Annotated in this window: 14 protein-coding genes; 5 read left to right on the top strand and 9 right to left on the bottom strand. The window is 65.4% G+C overall.

Translation table 11 applies throughout. The features are described 5' to 3' along the window. From B5D62_RS03395 to B5D62_RS03385, 3 genes are all read left to right on the top strand, one after another. A complete protein-coding gene (locus B5D62_RS03395) occupies positions 1-894 on the top strand; it encodes a LysR substrate-binding domain-containing protein (protein ID WP_085932393.1) in 894 nt (297 codons plus the stop codon). 58 nt (positions 895-952) lie between these two features. After that, a complete protein-coding gene (locus B5D62_RS03390; protein ID WP_085932392.1) occupies positions 953-1,882 on the top strand; it encodes an aminotransferase class IV in 930 nt (309 codons plus the stop codon). 96 nt (positions 1,883-1,978) lie between these two features. After that, on the top strand, positions 1,979-3,886 hold the full coding sequence (locus B5D62_RS03385) for a serine/threonine-protein kinase (protein WP_170920766.1): 1,908 nt from the start codon (positions 1,979-1,981) through the stop codon (positions 3,884-3,886). An 85-nt stretch (positions 3,887-3,971) separates the two neighbouring features. On the opposite strand, the gene B5D62_RS03380 is transcribed toward B5D62_RS03385, so the two are convergent. The 8 genes from B5D62_RS03380 to dapA all read right to left on the bottom strand — a co-directional run bounded on the left by B5D62_RS03380 (position 3,972) and on the right by dapA (position 12,834). Continuing rightward, positions 3,972-5,984 carry an acetyl-CoA carboxylase biotin carboxylase subunit gene (locus B5D62_RS03380; protein ID WP_085932390.1) on the bottom strand — a complete coding sequence of 671 codons (2,013 nt, stop codon included), beginning with the start codon at positions 5,982-5,984 and terminating at the stop codon, positions 3,972-3,974. After that, positions 5,984-6,760: an enoyl-CoA hydratase/isomerase family protein gene (locus B5D62_RS03375; protein WP_139373706.1), complete on the bottom strand. Its 777-nt coding sequence runs from the start codon at positions 6,758-6,760 to the stop codon at positions 5,984-5,986. Before B5D62_RS03375 ends, B5D62_RS03380 begins: the two co-directional genes overlap by 1 nt. An 8-nt stretch (positions 6,761-6,768) precedes the next feature. Next, a complete protein-coding gene (locus B5D62_RS03370; protein ID WP_419188776.1) occupies positions 6,769-8,313 on the bottom strand; it encodes a carboxyl transferase domain-containing protein in 1,545 nt (514 codons plus the stop codon). A gap of 118 nt (positions 8,314-8,431) precedes the next feature. Then, positions 8,432-9,508, bottom strand: coding sequence for a TRAP transporter substrate-binding protein (locus B5D62_RS03365; RefSeq protein ID WP_170920765.1), 1,077 nt, complete (start codon positions 9,506-9,508; stop codon positions 8,432-8,434). A 118-nt stretch (positions 9,509-9,626) separates the two neighbouring features. Continuing rightward, positions 9,627-10,763 carry an acyl-CoA dehydrogenase family protein gene (locus B5D62_RS03360; protein ID WP_085932386.1) on the bottom strand — a complete coding sequence of 379 codons (1,137 nt, stop codon included), beginning with the start codon at positions 10,761-10,763 and terminating at the stop codon, positions 9,627-9,629. Positions 10,764-10,766: 3 nt separating this feature from the next. Then, positions 10,767-11,447, bottom strand: coding sequence for an SDR family oxidoreductase (locus B5D62_RS03355; protein ID WP_085932385.1), 681 nt, complete (start codon positions 11,445-11,447; stop codon positions 10,767-10,769). A 26-nt stretch (positions 11,448-11,473) separates the two neighbouring features. Next, positions 11,474-11,944, bottom strand: a complete 471-nt coding sequence (gene smpB / locus B5D62_RS03350) for an SsrA-binding protein SmpB (RefSeq protein WP_085932384.1) — start codon at positions 11,942-11,944, stop codon at positions 11,474-11,476. An 11-nt stretch (positions 11,945-11,955) separates the two neighbouring features. Further along, positions 11,956-12,834, bottom strand: coding sequence for a 4-hydroxy-tetrahydrodipicolinate synthase (dapA, locus tag B5D62_RS03345; RefSeq protein WP_085932383.1), 879 nt, complete (start codon positions 12,832-12,834; stop codon positions 11,956-11,958). A 110-nt stretch (positions 12,835-12,944) separates the two neighbouring features. Between dapA and B5D62_RS03340 the strand changes: the two genes are divergently transcribed. Beyond that, on the top strand, positions 12,945-15,128 hold the full coding sequence (locus B5D62_RS03340) for a lytic transglycosylase domain-containing protein (protein WP_139373705.1): 2,184 nt from the start codon (positions 12,945-12,947) through the stop codon (positions 15,126-15,128). 27 nt (positions 15,129-15,155) lie between these two features. Here B5D62_RS03340 and B5D62_RS03335 read toward each other — a convergent pair whose 3' ends face one another. Beyond that, positions 15,156-16,331 (bottom strand): patatin-like phospholipase family protein, encoded by a 1,176-nt coding sequence (locus B5D62_RS03335; protein WP_085932381.1) that lies wholly within the window; start codon positions 16,329-16,331, stop codon positions 15,156-15,158. Between the two features lie 183 nt (positions 16,332-16,514). On the opposite strand from B5D62_RS03335, the gene B5D62_RS03330 reads away from it, so the two are divergent. Further along, a complete protein-coding gene (locus B5D62_RS03330; protein WP_085932380.1) occupies positions 16,515-17,273 on the top strand; it encodes an acetoacetate decarboxylase in 759 nt (252 codons plus the stop codon). The last annotated feature ends 8 nt before the right edge of the window (positions 17,274-17,281 follow it).

The following is a 17,281-nucleotide window of genomic DNA, read 5'->3' as shown; positions in this document are numbered from 1 at the left end:
ATGCGCATCGACCTGGTGGATTTGAGGCTCGTCCTCGACATCGCGGAGGCCGCGAGCATCACCCATGGCGCGAACAGAAGCGGCCTGGCGTTGGCGTCGGCAAGCGAACGACTGCGCGCTCTGGAGCAGACGCTGAGCGTGTCGCTTTTCGAGCGCCAGCGCCGCGGCGTGAGACCGACGCCCGCCGGCCTCGCTCTGCTCCATCATGCCCGCATGGTTCTGCAACAACTGGAGGCCATGCGCGGCGAACTGCACGGCTTCGCCACGGGAATACGAGGACGCGTCCGGCTCTTGTCGAATACCGCGGCGACGCTCGAGTTCCTGCCGCCGGTCCTCGGGCCGTTCCTCGCCGCCCATCCTCGTATCGATGTCGAGGTCGAGGAGAAGCCGAGCCCGCAGATCGTACGCGGCATCGCCCAAGACGATGCCGACATCGGCATCATCGCCGACGCCGTCGATCCTGCGGCGGAGCTGGAAACCTATCCCTTCGCAATCGATCGCCTGGTCCTCGTCGTTCCGTCGAAGCATCCCTCGGCGAGACGCCGACACCTCGCCTTCCGCGACATCCTCGCCAATGACTTCGTCGGCCTGCCGTCCGGGAGTGCCCTGCAGGAGCGTATCGAGGAACATGCCGGACGGATGGGCCACCGGATGAGGCTGCGCGTTCGGCTGCCGAGTTTCGACGCCATTTGCCGCGTCGTCGAAAGCGGCATCGGCGTTGCCATCGTCTCCCATCGGGCAGCCGATCGTTGCCGTCGATCAATGGATATCCGCGCAGTGCCGCTTAGCGATGCCTGGGCGCTGCGTCACCTGCGACTGTGTGTGAAAGCCCAAAGCGCGCTGTCGCCGATGGCACAATTGCTGCTGACTCACTTGCGGGCCGGGATTAACTAGAAGCAGCAACGCTCGATCGTGCGCCGCTCAGCTTGCCATCCCGGTGCAGGAGAATGTCATGGCCCAATCGCTCAGCAATCAACGTGTCGCCTGGTTCAACGGCAAGTTCATGCCCGAAGGCCAGATCATGATCCCGTTCCGGGACCGGAGCTGGAAGTATGGCGATGGCGCCTTCGACATGACGCGCACCTTCGAGGGCCATCCGTTCCGCCTGAAGGAGCATATCGATCGCTTCTACCGCTCGCTGCGCTACCTGCAGATCGATCCCGGCCTGTCGCCCAAGGAGATGATCGCCTACAGCGAGGAAGTGGTGGCCCGCAACGAGCATCTGCGGCCGGCGGTCGGCGACTGGTGGCTCGGCCAGCGGGTCAGCCGCGGCGTCGACGCAGTCGGCGACGAAGGGTGGGATCATACGGGACCGAATGTCGTGATCGAGGTGCTGCCGTTGCCGTTAGCCAAGCGGGCCAAGCTGTTCCGCGACGGCGCCGACGTCATCACGACCACCGCCCGCCGGACAGCACCGTCGATGCTGTCGCCGCGCGCCAAGACGCACAACTATCTCAACATGATCGTGGCCGAGCGTCCGGTGAAGGCGCTCAACCCCGATGCCTGGGCAGTGCTGCTCGACGAGAACGGCAATCTCGCGGAAGGCCTCGGCAGCAATATCTTCCTCGTGCGCGATGGCCAGCTCTTCACGCCATCGGAGCGCTACGTCCTGCCGGGCGTGAGCCGGCAGATGACGATCGACATGGCCAACCGGCTCGGCATCGCCTGCACGCAAGGCGACATCGATCTGTTCGACGCAGCCAACGCCGACGAGATGTTCCTGACCTCGACCAGCCTGTGCATCCTGCCCGTCCGAAGCTTCAACGGCACGCCGGTGGGCGATGGCAAGGTACCGGGCGCCGTCACGAAGAAGCTGATCGATGCCTACTCCAAGGACGTGGGTTGCGATTTCGTCGCTCAGTATCTGAAATTCCTGCAGTAAGGGCGGCGATCTGCGGCGAAACGTGCCCGCTAGGGCTGGCTGTGCTATTGAGTTCCTGGGCGACAACAGGACGGTCCGACGCCCAGGGGAGTGCCTGTGCCGAACGTCGACGCACAGTCAGGCGTAGCAGCGAGCGGGGAATTGCGCGGGACATTGCCTCCCGGCACTCGACTACGCAGCTACGAAGTACTGTCCGTCCTTGGCCAGGGCACCTTCGGCATCACCTACCGTGCCCATGATACGGCCTTGGAGCGCCGCGTCGCGATCAAGGAATATCTTCCCGTTACGCTCGCGGTCCGCGAAAAGGACGGGATGGTCGTGCCTCGCTCGGCGAGGCTCGCGGACGAGTTCATCTGGGGCCGGGATCGATTTCTCGAAGAGGCCCGCACCCTCGCCAGGCTCGGCCAGGCGCCGGCAGTTGTCCGTGTGCACGATTTTCTCGAGGCCAATGGGACCGCCTACATGGTCATGTCGCTGGCCGAAGGGGAAACGCTGAGTCAGCGGCTGCAGCGCGGCGATCGTCTCGATCCTGAAACGGCTGGGCGCGTGCTCGATCGCCTGCTCGATGGACTCGAGCAGGTCCACACGGCCGGCTACCTGCACCGCGACATCAAACCAGCCAACGTCGTTCTTGATACCAGGGGCGATCCGACCCTGATCGACTTCGGCGCGGCTCGGATGGCAATGGCCGATCGCACGGCGGCGCTGACGGCGATCTTCACACCGGGCTATGCCGCCCCGGAGCAGTTCACGGCCTCCCGGCAAGGACCATCGACCGACATCTATGGCCTGGCCGCCACGGTCTACAGCGCCATCATCGGCAAGGCCCCGCCGAACGCCGTGGAACGCCTTCAGGACGACACCTACGAGCCGCTTGGGAGGCTTCTGCCACCCGGCTTTTCGCTGTCGCTGCTGCGCGGCATCGATGCGGGGCTTGCGGTTCGCACCGTAGATCGACCGCAGAGCGTTGCCGAGTGGCGAAGCCTGCTGCGGCAGCGACACTTCGGCGTTGCAGACAACGAAGTGACGACCCTCCTCACCAGCGAACCTATCGGCTACCCAGGCCGCACTCGCACTGCCGTCCACGAGCCGCAGAACGTGTCGCTGCGGCTCGGCTACAGGCAGAGGGTGACAAGAATGGCGCTCGCGGCTGTGATCGTCCTTCTCGCCTTCGGTGCCTATTTCAACAGATCGCTTTTGCCGACCGCATCACTCCGGACGGCGACCGTCAGCGAACCAGCGCCGACACCGGCGCCTCGAACCAGCGATGCCGCGATGGACGCCAGAGCGGCCGAGGCGGTGGAGGCCAAGCTCAAATTGACGATGGCGGATCGCCGCCGGCTGCAGGTTGCCCTTACCGCGCTTGGTTTCGATACCTACGGCAACGACGGCACCTTCGGCCAGCGCTCCCGTGAAATGATCGCGAACTGGCAGCGGGCACGCAATCGACCGCCCACAGGCTTTCTCGACGACGCGCAGCGCCAGACGCTTCTGACGGAGGCGGCTTCGGCCGTCGGACGGTATGACGCGACAGTGAAGAGAAGTGCCGAGGAGAATCGTGACCTGCCGGGGACGAGCCAAGCCGTCGCCGCCGTGGCAATGCCGTCGCCTGCCCTTCCGGCGGGCGCTCTTGCTCCGTCCCCGCCGCCACCTGCTGCAGCGACGTCCGCCGCAGCCTTCGACGGAACCTATGAGGGCTCGTTCGTCATCTATTCCAACAACTCGGCGGCCACCATTGTGGCGCGGACGAACATCAAGCTTACGAATGGACACGGCTCTGCCCCTCTCACCTTTGGCGGCAGCATCGGCTCGGGCGGCGGAACGATCTCGCTGGATGTTTCGGCCGATGGCAAAGTGACCGGCAACGGCGACACCATCGGCCCCAACGGCGTGCACGACAAGTTCGTCGTCACGGGCCGACTCCAAGACCAGCACCTCGCTCTCGAGCTGACAGGATTGGGCAAGGCTCCTTTCCGCCTGACCCTTCGCCGCATGTCACAATAATCCTGCGACTTCGGCGTCCATGGTTTCGAGATTCCCTGCGAACAGGCGGATTTCCGCGCTGTCGCGGTCGCCGAGCCGCGCCCGTTCAGTCCTGCTCGAACTCCATCAGCTCGGCACCTTCGCTCACCTGCTCGCCAACGGCATAGCGGACACTCTTCACCCGGCCGTCGCCGGGCGCAGTCAGCGTGTGCTCCATCTTCATGGCTTCGAGCACGAGCAACGGCTGGCCCTTGCTCACGCTATCGCCGGGCTTCACCCGCACATCGATGATCTTGCCGGGAAGCGGCGAACGGACGGTCCCCTCACCCGCTGCGACGGCTTCGTATTGCGTCACGTCGAGCGGATCGACCAGCCGCAACCGGCGCAGGCCACCGTCGGCGAACAGCGTGTAGTCGACGCTTCCGTCATTGGCGGGCCGACGTACGACCGCCGCGGTGAAGGTCTCGCCATCCAGCCAGATGGCAAGCCGGCCATCGTCGGCGCGCTGTACCCGCGCTTCGAGAGTGCCCCCGGGAAGATCGAGACCGATGCCGCCGCTTCGACGGCGATGCGCCTTGACGGCGATCTCGCGGTCGCCATCCTTCCAGCGCACCTCATCATGGCCTTCGCCGAGCAGGCGAAAGCCGTTCTGCAGCCCCCACGGTGAATGCGGGTCGCCAGGCTGAGCCGCGGCTGATTCCCGCCATTCGATCAATCGGGCCAGGGTCGCGATGGCAAACACCCGGTCGTCGGCCGGCCCCGGCTGGCCAAAAAGCTCAGCCCGATGGCGCTCGATGAAGCCGGTGTCGACATCGCCAGCGATGAAGGCCGGGTGCGAGCACAGCGCCTTGAGAAGCGTCGCATTGGTCGCGACCCCGACAACCTCGGTCTCGCCCATCAGGGTCGCCATGCGCCGTAGCGCCGAGGTGCGGTCGCGGTCATGCACGATCACCTTGGCGATCATGGGATCGTAGTACGGCGTCACCGTATCGCCTTCGCGCACGCCGGTGTCGACACGCACATGCGGCCCTTCATCCGGCAGGCGCAGATGGATGAGCGCCCCGGTCGAAGGCAGGAAATTGCGTGCCGGGTCTTCCGCGTACAGCCGGACCTCGACGGCGTGGCCATCGATGTGGAGTTGATCCTGCCGCAGGGGCATCTTCCCGCCGGCGGCCACGACAAGCTGCCATTCGACCAGGTCCTGGCCGGTGATCGCCTCGGTCACGGGATGCTCGACCTGCAGGCGGGTGTTCATCTCCATGAAGAAGAAGGTGCCATCCTGATCGGCGATGAACTCGACCGTTCCCGCGCCGACATAGCCGATCGCCTTGGCAGCAGCGACCGCCGCCTCGCCCATCGCCTCGCGGCGCGCCGGATCCATGTTCGGCGCCGGCGCCTCTTCGATCACTTTCTGATGCCGGCGCTGGATCGAGCAGTCGCGCTCGAAGAGATACAGGCAGTTGCCGTGCGTATCGGCGAAGACCTGGATCTCGATATGGCGCGGCCGCGTCAGATACTTCTCGATCAGGACATGATCGTCGCCGAACGCTGCCTTGGCCTCGCGCTTGGCGCCGGCAAGCGCCTCGGAAAACTTGGGCGCGCTCTCGACGACGCGCATGCCCTTGCCGCCACCGCCGGCGGAGGCCTTGATCAGGACGGGATAGCCGATGCGCCCTGCCTCTCGCGCCAGCAGGTCCGCCGCCTGGTCGTCGCCGTGATAGCCCGGCACCAACGGCACCCTGGCCTTTTCCATGATCTTCTTGGCTTCGCTCTTGGAGCCCATCGCCCGTATCGCCGCCGGCGGCGGACCGATGAAGACGATGCCGGCCTTGGCACAGGCTTCGGCAAAGGCGGCATTCTCCGACAGGAAGCCGTAGCCGGGATGGATGGCCTGGGCGCCGGTGCGCCTGGCCGCGGCAATGATCTTGTCCGCCACCAGATAGCTCTCACGCGCCGCCGACGGCCCGATATGGACGGCCTCGTCCGCCAGCGCGACATGCCGCGCGCCCGCATCGGCATCGGAATAGACGGCGACCGTCTTGATGCCGAGCCGCCGCGCCGTCTTCATCACGCGACACGCGATCTCGCCTCGATTGGCGATCAGGATCTTGGAGAACATCAAACAGCCCACCTCGGCTTGCGCTTGTCCAGGAAGGCCCGCATGCCTTCGAGGGCGTCGTCGGTGACACACTGCTCGGCAACGTGCGACGCCAGCATGGCGGCAGTGACCGAATCGTGCGGCAGGGCGTCGATCTGCGGGACCAGTTTCTTCACCAGGGTCTGAACCGATGGCGCGCCAAGCTTGAGTTCACGGGCGAGCGTCGCCACGGCCTCGTCGAGCGCCTCGGGCTCGACGACGCGATCGACCAGACCGATCCGCTCCGCTTCGCCGGCCTCGAAAAGTCCGCCATGCATCAGCAGTTGCCGTGCCCGGCGCGGTCCGACCGCCTCGATCAGGACCGGAATGGCGATCGCCGCCAGCAAGCCGTTGCGCGCCGAGGTCAGCCCGAACCGCGCCGTCTTCGAGGCCACGGCGAAGTCGCACGCCAGCATCAGGCCGATGCCGCCGCCGACCGCGGCGCCGTGCACGCGAGCGATCGAGGGCTTGGGAAAATCATAGATCGCCTGCACCGCGCCCATCATCGCCTGCGCGCCAGCCTGCCGTGCCTCGGCATCGAGCTGCGGCCACTGCAGCACCCAGTTGAAATCACCGCCGGCCGAGAAGGACCGGCCCTCGCCCGCCAGCACAAGAACCCGAACGGCCGGATCGACCGTGAACGCCTTCACGGCGTCCTGCACCGCCTGCGACGTCGGCGCATCGAGCGAGTTCATCTCCTGGCCGCGCTGCAGGAGCAAGGTGGCGATGCCGTCTTCGATAGAACACTGGACAGTCATCGTCTGCGTCACATCCGGAAGACGCCGAACTTGCTCGGACCGATCGGCTGGTTCATCGCCGCCGACAGGCCCAGCCCCAGCGCCAGGCGCGTATCGACCGGATCGAGGATGCCGTCGTCCCACAGGCGCGCCGTCGCATAATAGGGATGGCCCTCGCGATCGTATTGCTCGCGGATCGGCGTCTTGAACGCCTCCTCCTCTTCCTTGGCCCAGTGACCGCCCTTGGCCTCGATATTGTCGCGCCGCACCGTGGCGAGCACGCTCGCCGCCTGCTCGCCGCCCATGACCGAGATGCGCGCATTGGGCCACATCCACAGGAAGCGCGGACTGTAGGCGCGGCCGCACATGCCGTAATTGCCCGCGCCATAGCTGCCGCCGACGATCACCGTGAACTTCGGCACCGCGACGGTCGACACCGCGGTCACCATCTTGGCGCCGTCGCGGGCAATGCCGCCTGATTCATATTTGCGGCCGACCATGAAGCCGGTGATGTTCTGCAGGAACAGCAGCGGGATGCCGCGCTGGCCGCACAGCTCGATGAAGTGCGCCGCCTTCAGCGCCGATTCGTTGAACAGGATACCGTTGTTGGCGACGACGCCGATCGGATAGCCCCAGATTCGCGCGAAGCCCGTCACGATGGTCGTGCCGTAGAGATGCTTGAACTCGTCGAACTCGCTGTTGTCGACCAGGCGGGCGATCACCTCGCGCATGTCGAACGGGGTGCGGCCATCGGGCGGGATGATCCCGTAGAGTTGCTCGGCCGGGAAGCGCGGCTCGGCCGGCGGCAGCAGCGAAACCGACGGCTGCTTCCTCCAGTTGAGATTGGCGACGATGCGGCGCGCCATGCCCAGCGCGTGGCTGTCGTTGTGCGCGTAATGATCCGCCACCCCCGACGTGCGGGCATGGACATCGGCGCCGCCTAGCTCCTCGGCGCTCACCACCTCGCCGATGGCGGCCTTCACCAGCGGCGGACCGGCGAGGAAGATGGTGCCCTGCTTGCGCACGATGATCGTCTCGTCACTCATGGCCGGCACGTAGGCGCCGCCAGCGGTGCACGAGCCCATCACCACGGCGATCTGCGGGATGCCTTGCGCAGACATGTTGGCCTGGTTGTAGAAGATGCGGCCAAAATGGTTCTTGTCGGGAAATACCTCGGGCCATTGCGGCAGGTTCGCGCCGCCGGAATCGACCAGGTAGATGCAGGGCAACCGGTTCTCCATCGCCACTTCCTGGGCGCGGAGATGCTTCTTCACCGTCATCGGATAATAGGTGCCGCCCTTAACAGTGGCGTCGTTGCACACGATCACGCACTCGACACCACTGACACGACCGATCCCGGTGATCACGCCCGAGCCCGGCGCCTCGTTGTCGTACATGTCCAGCGCCGCCAAAGGCGACAGTTCCAGGAACGGTGAACCAGGATCGAGCAAGGCCCGGACGCGCTCGCGCGGCAGCAGCTTGCCGCGGGCAACGTGCCGCTTGCGCGATTCCTCGCCGCCCCCAAGCTGAACCTTCTCGGTTCGGCCCCTGAGGTCGGCCACGAGGGTGCGCATCGCTTCGCTGTTTCGCTTGTAGCTGTCGGAACGCGTATCGATTTGGGAGGAAAGGATCGTCATGTCCGGGTGAACCTGCCCGGACCCAGGCGCCCGTGCAAGAGCGCCGTATGCCGTTCTACGGCAGCCGCGACAGCGACCGCCAATCCGTGCTCTGGGCCACGAACTTCTTCTGGTTTTCCCAGGCCGCGGCGAATTCAGGATCGGCGTCCGCACGCTCCTTCAGGACGACCTCGGTATTGCGCCGCAGGGCATCAAGCAGTTCCGGCGACCATTGCTTGATGGTCACCCCGGCGGCCCGCAGCTTCTCGAGGGCAAGCGCCTGCGTATGCGTCGAGCGACTCAGCATCCAGGTGATGTTTGCGCGACAGGCCGTTTGGATCTGCGCCCGCTGAGCCGGCGGCAGAGCCTGCCATTTGTCCTTGCGCATGAGGAAATCGAGCACCGACGAAGGCTGCTGCCATCCCGGCATGTAATAGGGCAGGCCCAGCTTGTCGAAGCCCAGCGCCGCGTCCATGGCCGGCGTCGACATCTCGCCGCCATCGACCTTGCCTTGCTGGAGCTGATAGAAGAACTCGCCGGCCGGCAGCGGCACGACCGTGGCTCCCATGCGCTCGATCACCGGAGCGGCGATGCTGCCGTAGCGCAACCGCTCGCCCTTGAAATCCTGCACCGTGTCGAGATCGCCGCGGAACCAGCCGCCGCCCTTCGGTCCCTGCATGCCGCAGGGAATGCCGGCGACGCCTAGCTTGGCGTAGGCCTCGCGATGCAGCCGGCCGCCATCACCTTCCAGGATCCAGGAGGTCATCTCCTCCGGACCGGGGCCGAAGGGAACGGTCGCAAACAACGCCAGGACAGGCGCCTTTTCCGCCGCATAGCCGGACCAGGTGAAAGCGGCTTCCAGATCACCGTTCACGACCGCGTCGAGCATGTCGCGGGTCGGCGCGACTCGCCCCGGCTCGATGATCTTGATGACCAACCCGCCGTCGGAGATGTGCTTCAGTGTCTTGACGAAGGTGCGCACCCCTTCCCCGGCACCGGGCAGGTTGGGGTTGAAGGCCGTCTGCATCTGCAGAACGCGGTTCGATCCGGCCGGCTTCGGCGCTTCCGGCGCCGGCTCGCCCGCCCGCGCGCCCAGCCAAGCCGCCAGAATGGCGACGGCAGCGATCGCGGCAATTCGAACATTTGGGCGCACGGTTGACATCCGCCGCCACGACTCCCTTCTTGCCCCAGTCCCCAAGGAGCCGAAAACGGCTCACTTCATAGGGGCTGAGCCTCGCACGTGCAGGCGCTGTTCACAAGCGATGGCGACGTCAAAGCGCAGCCAAGCCGCGGCCGATGAGAATCCTTTGCACGTCGCTGGTGCCTTCGTAGATTTGGCAAACGCGGACGTCGCGCCAGATCTTCTCGGCCAGATAGTCGGCGACATAGCCGTAGCCGCCGTGGATCTGGATGGCGGCCGAGCACACTTCCTCTGCCATCTCGGAGGCATACAACTTCGCCATTGCGGCCTCGGTAAGGCAGGGCTGACCGGCTTCGCGCAGGGATGCCGCATGCAGGACCATCTGCCGGGCAACCGCGACCTTGGTCGCCATGTCGGCCAGTCGGAATTGCACGGCCTGGTGGTTGATGATCTGGGTGCCGAACGCCTCTCGCTCCCCGGCATAGGCGCGGGCCAGTTCGAAGGCGGCGCGAGCCATGCCGACGGACTGGGCCGCGATGCCGATGCGCCCGACCTCCAGATTGGCCAGCGCAATGCGATACCCCTGCCCTTCAGTTCCGAGCAAGGCATCGGCGCCGACCTGGCAGTTCTCGAAGGCGATCTGGCAGGTATCGGAGGACTTCTGTCCCAGCTTCTTCTCGGTGGAAGCGACGCGATAGCCCGGATTGTCGGTCGGAACGATGAAGCAGGAAATGCCCCGCTTGGGATTGGCCGGATCGGTGACCGCGAAGACCAGAGCGACATCCCCGGTGCGGCCGGAAGTGATGAACTGCTTCACCCCGTTGATGATCCAGCCATTGCCCCGCTGTTCTGCCCGGGTCCGAAGATTGGAGGCATCCGAACCGGCCTGGGGTTCGGTCAGGCAGAATGCTCCCAGCATCTCGCCGGCCGCCAGCGGCTTGAGCCACTTCTCCTTCTGCTCCGGCGAGCCGTAGGCCGACAAGGCGGCGCACACCGGCGAGTTGTTGACGCTCATGACGGTGGAAAGCCCGCCGTCGGCGGCCGCGATCTCCTCCAATGCCAGTACGTAAGCGACCATGCCTGCGCCGGCGCCGCCCCACTCGGGAGAAACGCACATGCCCATGAAACCGAGGCGCCCCATCTCCAGGCGCAGGTCGCGCGGTATCTCGCCCGCGGTCTCCCAGGCCCGGACGTTGGGCAGGACCTGCTCCTGTGCAAAGGCACGGGCGGTGTCGCGGATCAGCGTCTGTTCTTCGCTCAGCAGCATGGCTTACCAGGGAAGCTCGGCGCCGTCATATTGCAGGAAACGGCCGTTGTCGGACGGCTTCAATCCGTCGATCACCTTGACCATCGCCGGAACGCTCTGCTCGATCGTCAGCGTCGCGGTCGGGCCGCCCATGTCGGTCTGGACCCAGCCCGGATGCAGGGCGACGCAGATCACGCCCTTGCTCTCGAGGTCCTTGGCCAGGCAGCTCCATTCCATATTCAGCGCCGTCTTGCTGGCGCGATAAAAATAGCGGCCGCCAGTGTTGTTGGCGATGCTGCCCAAGGTCGAGCTGATGGCGATGAGCTTGCGCTGGCTCGAACGCGCGACGTGATCGGCGAATGCCTCGGCCATCATCAGCGGCGCGAGCGTGTTGACCTCGAACACGGTGCGCCATACGTCCGGCCGCAACGTACCGAGGGTCTGGGCGTCCGCGCCCCCTTCGCCGCCCACGCCCGCATTGCAGATCAGTACATCGATCGGTTCGTCCGCCAGCTTCGCGGCCAGCGCCTTCACGGCACCGTAGTCGGTGACTTCGAGCGGATAGTGATGGACATCGCCTGCGATACCCTTGAGCGCATCGGGCTTGCGGGCGCAGGCCAAGACCTTCCAGCCCTTGGCCGCATATTGTTTCGTGAAGTCGAGGCCCAGGCCGCGGGCGGCGCCGGTGATCAGCACGGTACTCATCACGCTTCTCCTTATCGATGGATCGATCAGCCGCGACTCAGCAGCCGCGCCTTCTGGCGCTTCCAGTCGCGCTCCTTGATGGCCTGACGCTTGTCATGCGCCTGCTTGCCGGTCACCAGGGCGATCTCGATCTTGGCCCGGCCGCGCGGATTGAAATAGACCTGCAACGGCACGACGGTGCGGCCCTCGCGCTGGATGGCGCCGATCAATGTGTTGATCTGCTTGCGGTGCAACAGCAGCTTGCGCGGCCGCTTGCGCTCGTGATTGAAACGATTGCCCGAGGCATATTCCGGGATGTCGGCGTTGACCAGCCAGGCTTCGCCGCCCGATTCGGTGACATAGGATTCGGCAATCGAGCTGCGGCCGCCACGCAACGACTTCACTTCGGTGCCCGTCAATGCGAGGCCCGCTTCGAACGTCTCTTCGATGAAGTAGTTGTACCGCGCCTTGCGGTTCTGGGCCACGACGGTGCGGCCCAGCTCCGGTTTTTTCGCCAAGAGTGCCGCCCCTAGTTGATCAGGCCGGCATGCACCATCGCGTCGCGCACCTGCTTCTTGGTGGCTTCGGTGCATTCGACGAGCGGCAGACGGAGCTTGGCGCTGCCCTGACCGACCAGCTCGCAGGCGTACTTGACGGGAGCCGGGCTGGTCTCGACGAACAGCGCCTTGTGCAGCGGCATCAGCCGGTCCTGGATCTCGAACACCTTGTCGAGGTTCCGGGCCTTCCAGGCGTCATGCATGTCGGCGCACAGGCGGGGTGCCACGTTGGCGGTGACGGAAATGCAGCCGTCGCCTCCCTGAGCCATGAAGCCCATCGCGCTCGCATCCTCGCCCGACAGCTGGATGAACCCCTTCTTGACCCGCATCTTGGTAAGCGTCGGGCGCGCCATGTCGTAGCTCGCATCCTTGATGCCGACGATGTTCTTCACCTGCGACAGGCGCACGACGGTGTCGACCTGCAGGTCGCAGCCCGTCCGCGGCGGCACGTTGTAGAGAAGGATCGGAATATCGACCGCTTCCGCCACCGTCTTGAAATGCTGGAACATGCCTTCCTGGGTCGGCTTATTGTAGTAGGGCACGACCAGCATGGCGGCATCGGCGCCCGCCTTCTTGGCGTGCTTCGTCAGTTCGATCGCCTCGTCGGTCGAGTTCGAGCCGGTGCCGGCGATTACCGGGACGCCCGAGCCTTTGGCAGCCTGGATGCAGATGTCGATGACCCGCTTGTGCTCGTCCATGGAGAGTGTCGGCGATTCACCGGTGGTGCCGCACGGTACGAGACCGTCGGTACCCTCCTTGATCTGCCAGGCCACGAACTTCTCGAATCCCTTTTCGTCGACCGACCCGTCCTTGAACGGGGTGATCAACGCGACGAGCGATCCGGCGAACATGGCTTTCCTCCAATTTTCGGCAAACTTTTAGTTTAAGCGCCGGACCTCGCACGAGCAAGGCGAGCAACTTGCCATTGTGATGCCTTAAGGACCTGCCTACGATTCCTAGCGTGAAAACCCCTCGTTCCTCTCTAATTCTTCTGTTGGCGGCTCTCGGCGCCGGCTCGGCCTACGCCCAGCAGGGCGGCGTCACCATTTTGCGCGGCGACAGCGCAAATCAACCGCGGCCGGGCGTACCGGACACGGGTGTGCGCCGCATTCCGTCCACCAACAGCGGGAGCAGTGCGGCAGGACCGTCGTCGGGTCTGCCGCCTGCAGCGCCCCGGACGGCGGAGATCCCCATCGCCAGCCAGCCTGGACAGGGGCTGGCGCCGGCCGATGCCTCCAGCGATCTGGCGCAGGCGATGAGCTCCAGCAAGCAGCCGCTTTCCCCAGCCGAGGCAGCGGCCCTCAGCGCGGCTTTCAAGGCGATCGATGACGGTCGCTATTCCGATGCCCATGCCGCCGTGGCCAATTTCAACAATCCGCTGCTGACCCAGATCGTCGGCTGGCACGTATTGCGCGTGGCCCCCAAGACCGACGCGGATTTCGCCTCGACCTGGCGCTTCCTGCGCGAACACCCGGATTGGCCCGAGCCCGAGCTGCTGCGCCGGCAGGCGGAAGACCGCATCACGCCGGATACGCCTCCTCGCGACGTCTGGCGGTACTTCGTCGCCTTCCCGCCCCTGACCAGCCAAGGCCATCTCCATCGGTTGGAGGCGGCGAGTGCGGTCAGTCCAAAGGACGTGCCGCGCCTTGCGGGCGAGAGCTGGCGCACCGCAACGTTCCGCCGCGCCGACGAGGACGATTTTCTCAACCGCTACAGCCAATATCTTTCGGGTGAGGATCAGGTCGCGCGCTTCGACCGGATCCTGAAGGAAGGACGCGCCCAGGCGGCGCGCGATCTTCTCTCCAAGCTGCCGCCCGACTATCAGCCGCTGGCCGAAGCCCGTCTCGCGATGGCCACGCGAGCGGCCGACGCCGTGACCATTCTCAGGGGCGTCCCGGCGGCGAAGCTCAACGATCCCACTATCCGGTTGGAGCGCATCTCCTGGCTGCGTCGCACCGGCAAGCTCGAGGATGCCAAGACCCTGCTGTCGGGCTCCGGAGCCGACCAGGGAGAAAGCTGGTGGAACGAGCGCCAGCAACTCGCCCGGGACCTTCTCGCCGCCGGCAAGGCAGCCGATGCCTATGCGGTCGCCGCCCAACACGGCCAAAGCAAGGGCGTGGCTTTCGCCGAGGCCGAGTTCCTGGCCGGCTGGATCGCCCTGCGTCACCTGAAGAAGCCGGCAGAAGGGCTGAAGCACTTCCAGACGCTCTACGACGGCGTCTCGACCGACATCTCGCGGAGCCGCGCCGCCTACTGGCTCGGCCGCGGCTACGAAGCTTCCGGCCATAGCAAGGAAGCCAAGGAGTGGTACGGGCGCGCCGCCGCCTTCGGCCAGACCTTCTATGGGCAGTTGGCGGCCCGCAAGCTGCCCGGTGGCGCGTCGCGGCTGCCAAGCGATCCTGTCGCTTCCGATGCCGACCAGCAGTCCCTGTCCAGCCGCGAGCTGGTGAACATCGCGCGCTATATCGGCCAGGCCGGCGATTCGGAACGAACGCGCCCCTTCCTGTTGCGGCTCGCGCGCCTGGTCAAGGGACCGGGCGAGACGTTGCTGCTCTCGCAGCTTGCCGTCGAACTCCGGCGGCCGGATGTGGCATTGGTCATCGCCCGCCGCGCGACCGAAAATGGTGTCACGCTGTTCAACGCATCCTTCCCCGTCGTCGATCTTGGCGCGACAGGCTCGATCGAGCGCGCGCTGGCCTTGGCGGTGACGCGCCAGGAGAGCGCCTTCAACGCGGCGGCGGTGTCGCCTTCGGGAGCGCTCGGGCTGATGCAGCTCATGCCGGGCACGGCGCGCGATGTCGCCGGCCGATTGGGCCTGCCCTTCATCCAGGACAAGCTCACCCGCGATCCGGGCTACAACGTTGCGCTCGGCAGCCAATATCTTGCCGAGATGCTTCAACGTTTCGGCGGCTCGTACGAACTCGCCCTCGCCGCCTACAATGCCGGCCCCAACCGCGTCGCGCGCTGGCTGGAGACGATCGGCGATCCGCGGGGCGGGAAGATCGATATGGTCGACTGGATCGAGATGATCCCGCTGCGCGAGACCCGCAACTACGTCCAGCGCATCATGGAAGGGGTCGGCGTCTATCGCGACCGCCTGAGCGGCCCCTTCACCATGATGTCGCCGGCAATGGGTCGATCCTAGCCTCGCTCGTCGGATCGCTGAACCACGTCAGCGATCGTCGGCGCGGTGCACGTCATGGACGACGATGCCGGTTCCTTCGGGAGGCATGGCGATCCACTCCTTTCGCCGCAACGTGCGCTTGGTGTCCTCGTAGCCGCTTTGCCAGTGTTCGCGCATGGACGTGCCCGAGAACTCGTAATCCTTGGCATGCCCTTCGTAGGCCTTCTGCTGGTAGATCAGATGCAGGATGGTCAGGTCGGGCAGGTTCCGCAGCTCGTTGCGCAGGGTGAGTTCGTCGTCGGCCAACCGATCCTCGGGAACCTTCTCCAGAGCGAGATGCAGCCGCTTCTTCCAGGTGTGCATGCGCCGATAGACGTCGGTGTTATAGCGGGTGCGCGAGGAGTACATGATGTCCTTCTGGCGCCCCAGCACATCCGGCAGATCGCGCGGCAGCACGCCGCGGGCCGAGAACAGATCGATCTGGAAGATCAGCGAACTCAGCTTGTCCTCCTGATCCAGCAGATGCTGCAGCGGCGTGTTCGATACGATGCCGCCATCCCAGAAGTGATCGGTGCCGATCTTGACCATCGGAAGCGCCGGCGGCAGCGCGCCGCTGGCCATGACGTGCTCGGGTCCAATCTCTTCGTTGGCGTTGTCGAAATACACGAAGTTGCCGCTCAGGACGTTCACGGCGCCCACCGAGAAGCGCACCAGTCGGCTGTTGATCAACGAGAAATCGACCAGTTCCCGCAACGTCTCGATCAAGGGCGCCGAGTCGTAATAGCTGGTCGCTCCCTGAGAACCGGCGAAGCTGAGCCAGGGGCCCGGAAGGCGCGGCGTGAAGAAGCCGGGCTGCCCGTGGGCCATGGTTATCCAGGAGCTGATCGCGTTGCGCGCCATGCGGAAAACATCGCCATCCGGCGTGTAGTGCCAGATCTTGCGTTCAGTGATGCGCTGCCAGAAGGTCTGCAGGCGTTCGAGACGATGCTCCGGGGAATTTCCCGCGATGATGGCGGCATTTATGGCGCCGATCGAAACGCCCGACACCCAGTCCGGTTCGATGCCGGCCTCGTGCAAGGCCTGATAGACGCCCGCCTGATAGGCGCCAAGAGCACCGCCGCCTTGCAACACGAGAGCGATCCGGTCGCATCCCGGGGGACGCCAACCACGCGGTGATGAAGGCACCAGCTCTCGACCATATTGCTCACTGACAGCAGCATCCATGACGGGTCTCTCCAGCAGCGCTTCCGGTTCCCTGTATCAGGCGTGCCATGACTGCATCATGACGAACCGCTCCCGATCCGCGGCCGTCGCGCGATTTCAGGAAATCCGTCACGGCGGTGTCAGAGGGTATTCCTATGAACGGCGGGGTGAGCGTGGCCCTCTTCCACGCCGAGGAGGCTGGCGATGCGCGAGCAAGACGTCCTGAAGCTACCGTCAATGCCGGCCGCCGGTCCGAGCTATCCGGCCGGTCCCTATCGCTTCGTCGATCGCGAGTTTCTGGTCATCACCTACGAAACCGATGCCGCGCTGATCCGCGAGCAGCTACCGGAACCGTTGGAACCGATCGACCAGCCGCTGGTCCACTGCGAGTGGATCAAGATGCCCGACAGTTCGGGCTTCGGCAGCTATACCGAGTCCGGTCTGGTCATCCCCGCGCGCCTGCGCGGCGAGGAGGTCAACTTCGTGATGCAGATGTATCTCGACGACGACCCGCCGATCGCCGCCGGCCGCGAGATCTGGGGCTTTCCCAAGAAATACGCCCATCCCAAGCTCGAGGTCGTCAAGGATACGCTGACCGGCACGCTCGACTATGCGGGCCAGCTCGTCGCCATGGGCACCATGGGCTACAAGCACGAGAGCATGGCCGGGAACGGCGAGCGGACCACCGCCATTCTGTCCAAGACCCAGATCAACCTGAAGCTCATCCCCGGCGTCGATGGCCGGCCCGAGATCTGCCAGCTGGTGGCCATCAACCTCACCAACATCGCCATCAAGGGCTCGTGGATCGGCCCCGGGCGCCTGCATCTCGTACCCCACGTCAATGCCCCGGTGGCGGATTTGCCGGTCCGCCGCGTGGTCGCGGCGCACCACTTCCTGGCCGACCTGACGTTGCCCTATGGCCGGGTGGTCTACGACTACAATCGCCGGGAGTGGGCCTCCTGACGTGTAGC

The sequence above is a fragment of the Enhydrobacter aerosaccus genome (assembly GCF_900167455.1).
Classification (GTDB): Bacteria; Pseudomonadota; Alphaproteobacteria; order Reyranellales; family Reyranellaceae; genus Reyranella; species Reyranella aerosaccus.
Note: the sequence above shows the minus strand (reverse complement) of the source record. Positions and strands in the feature narration are given on the sequence as shown.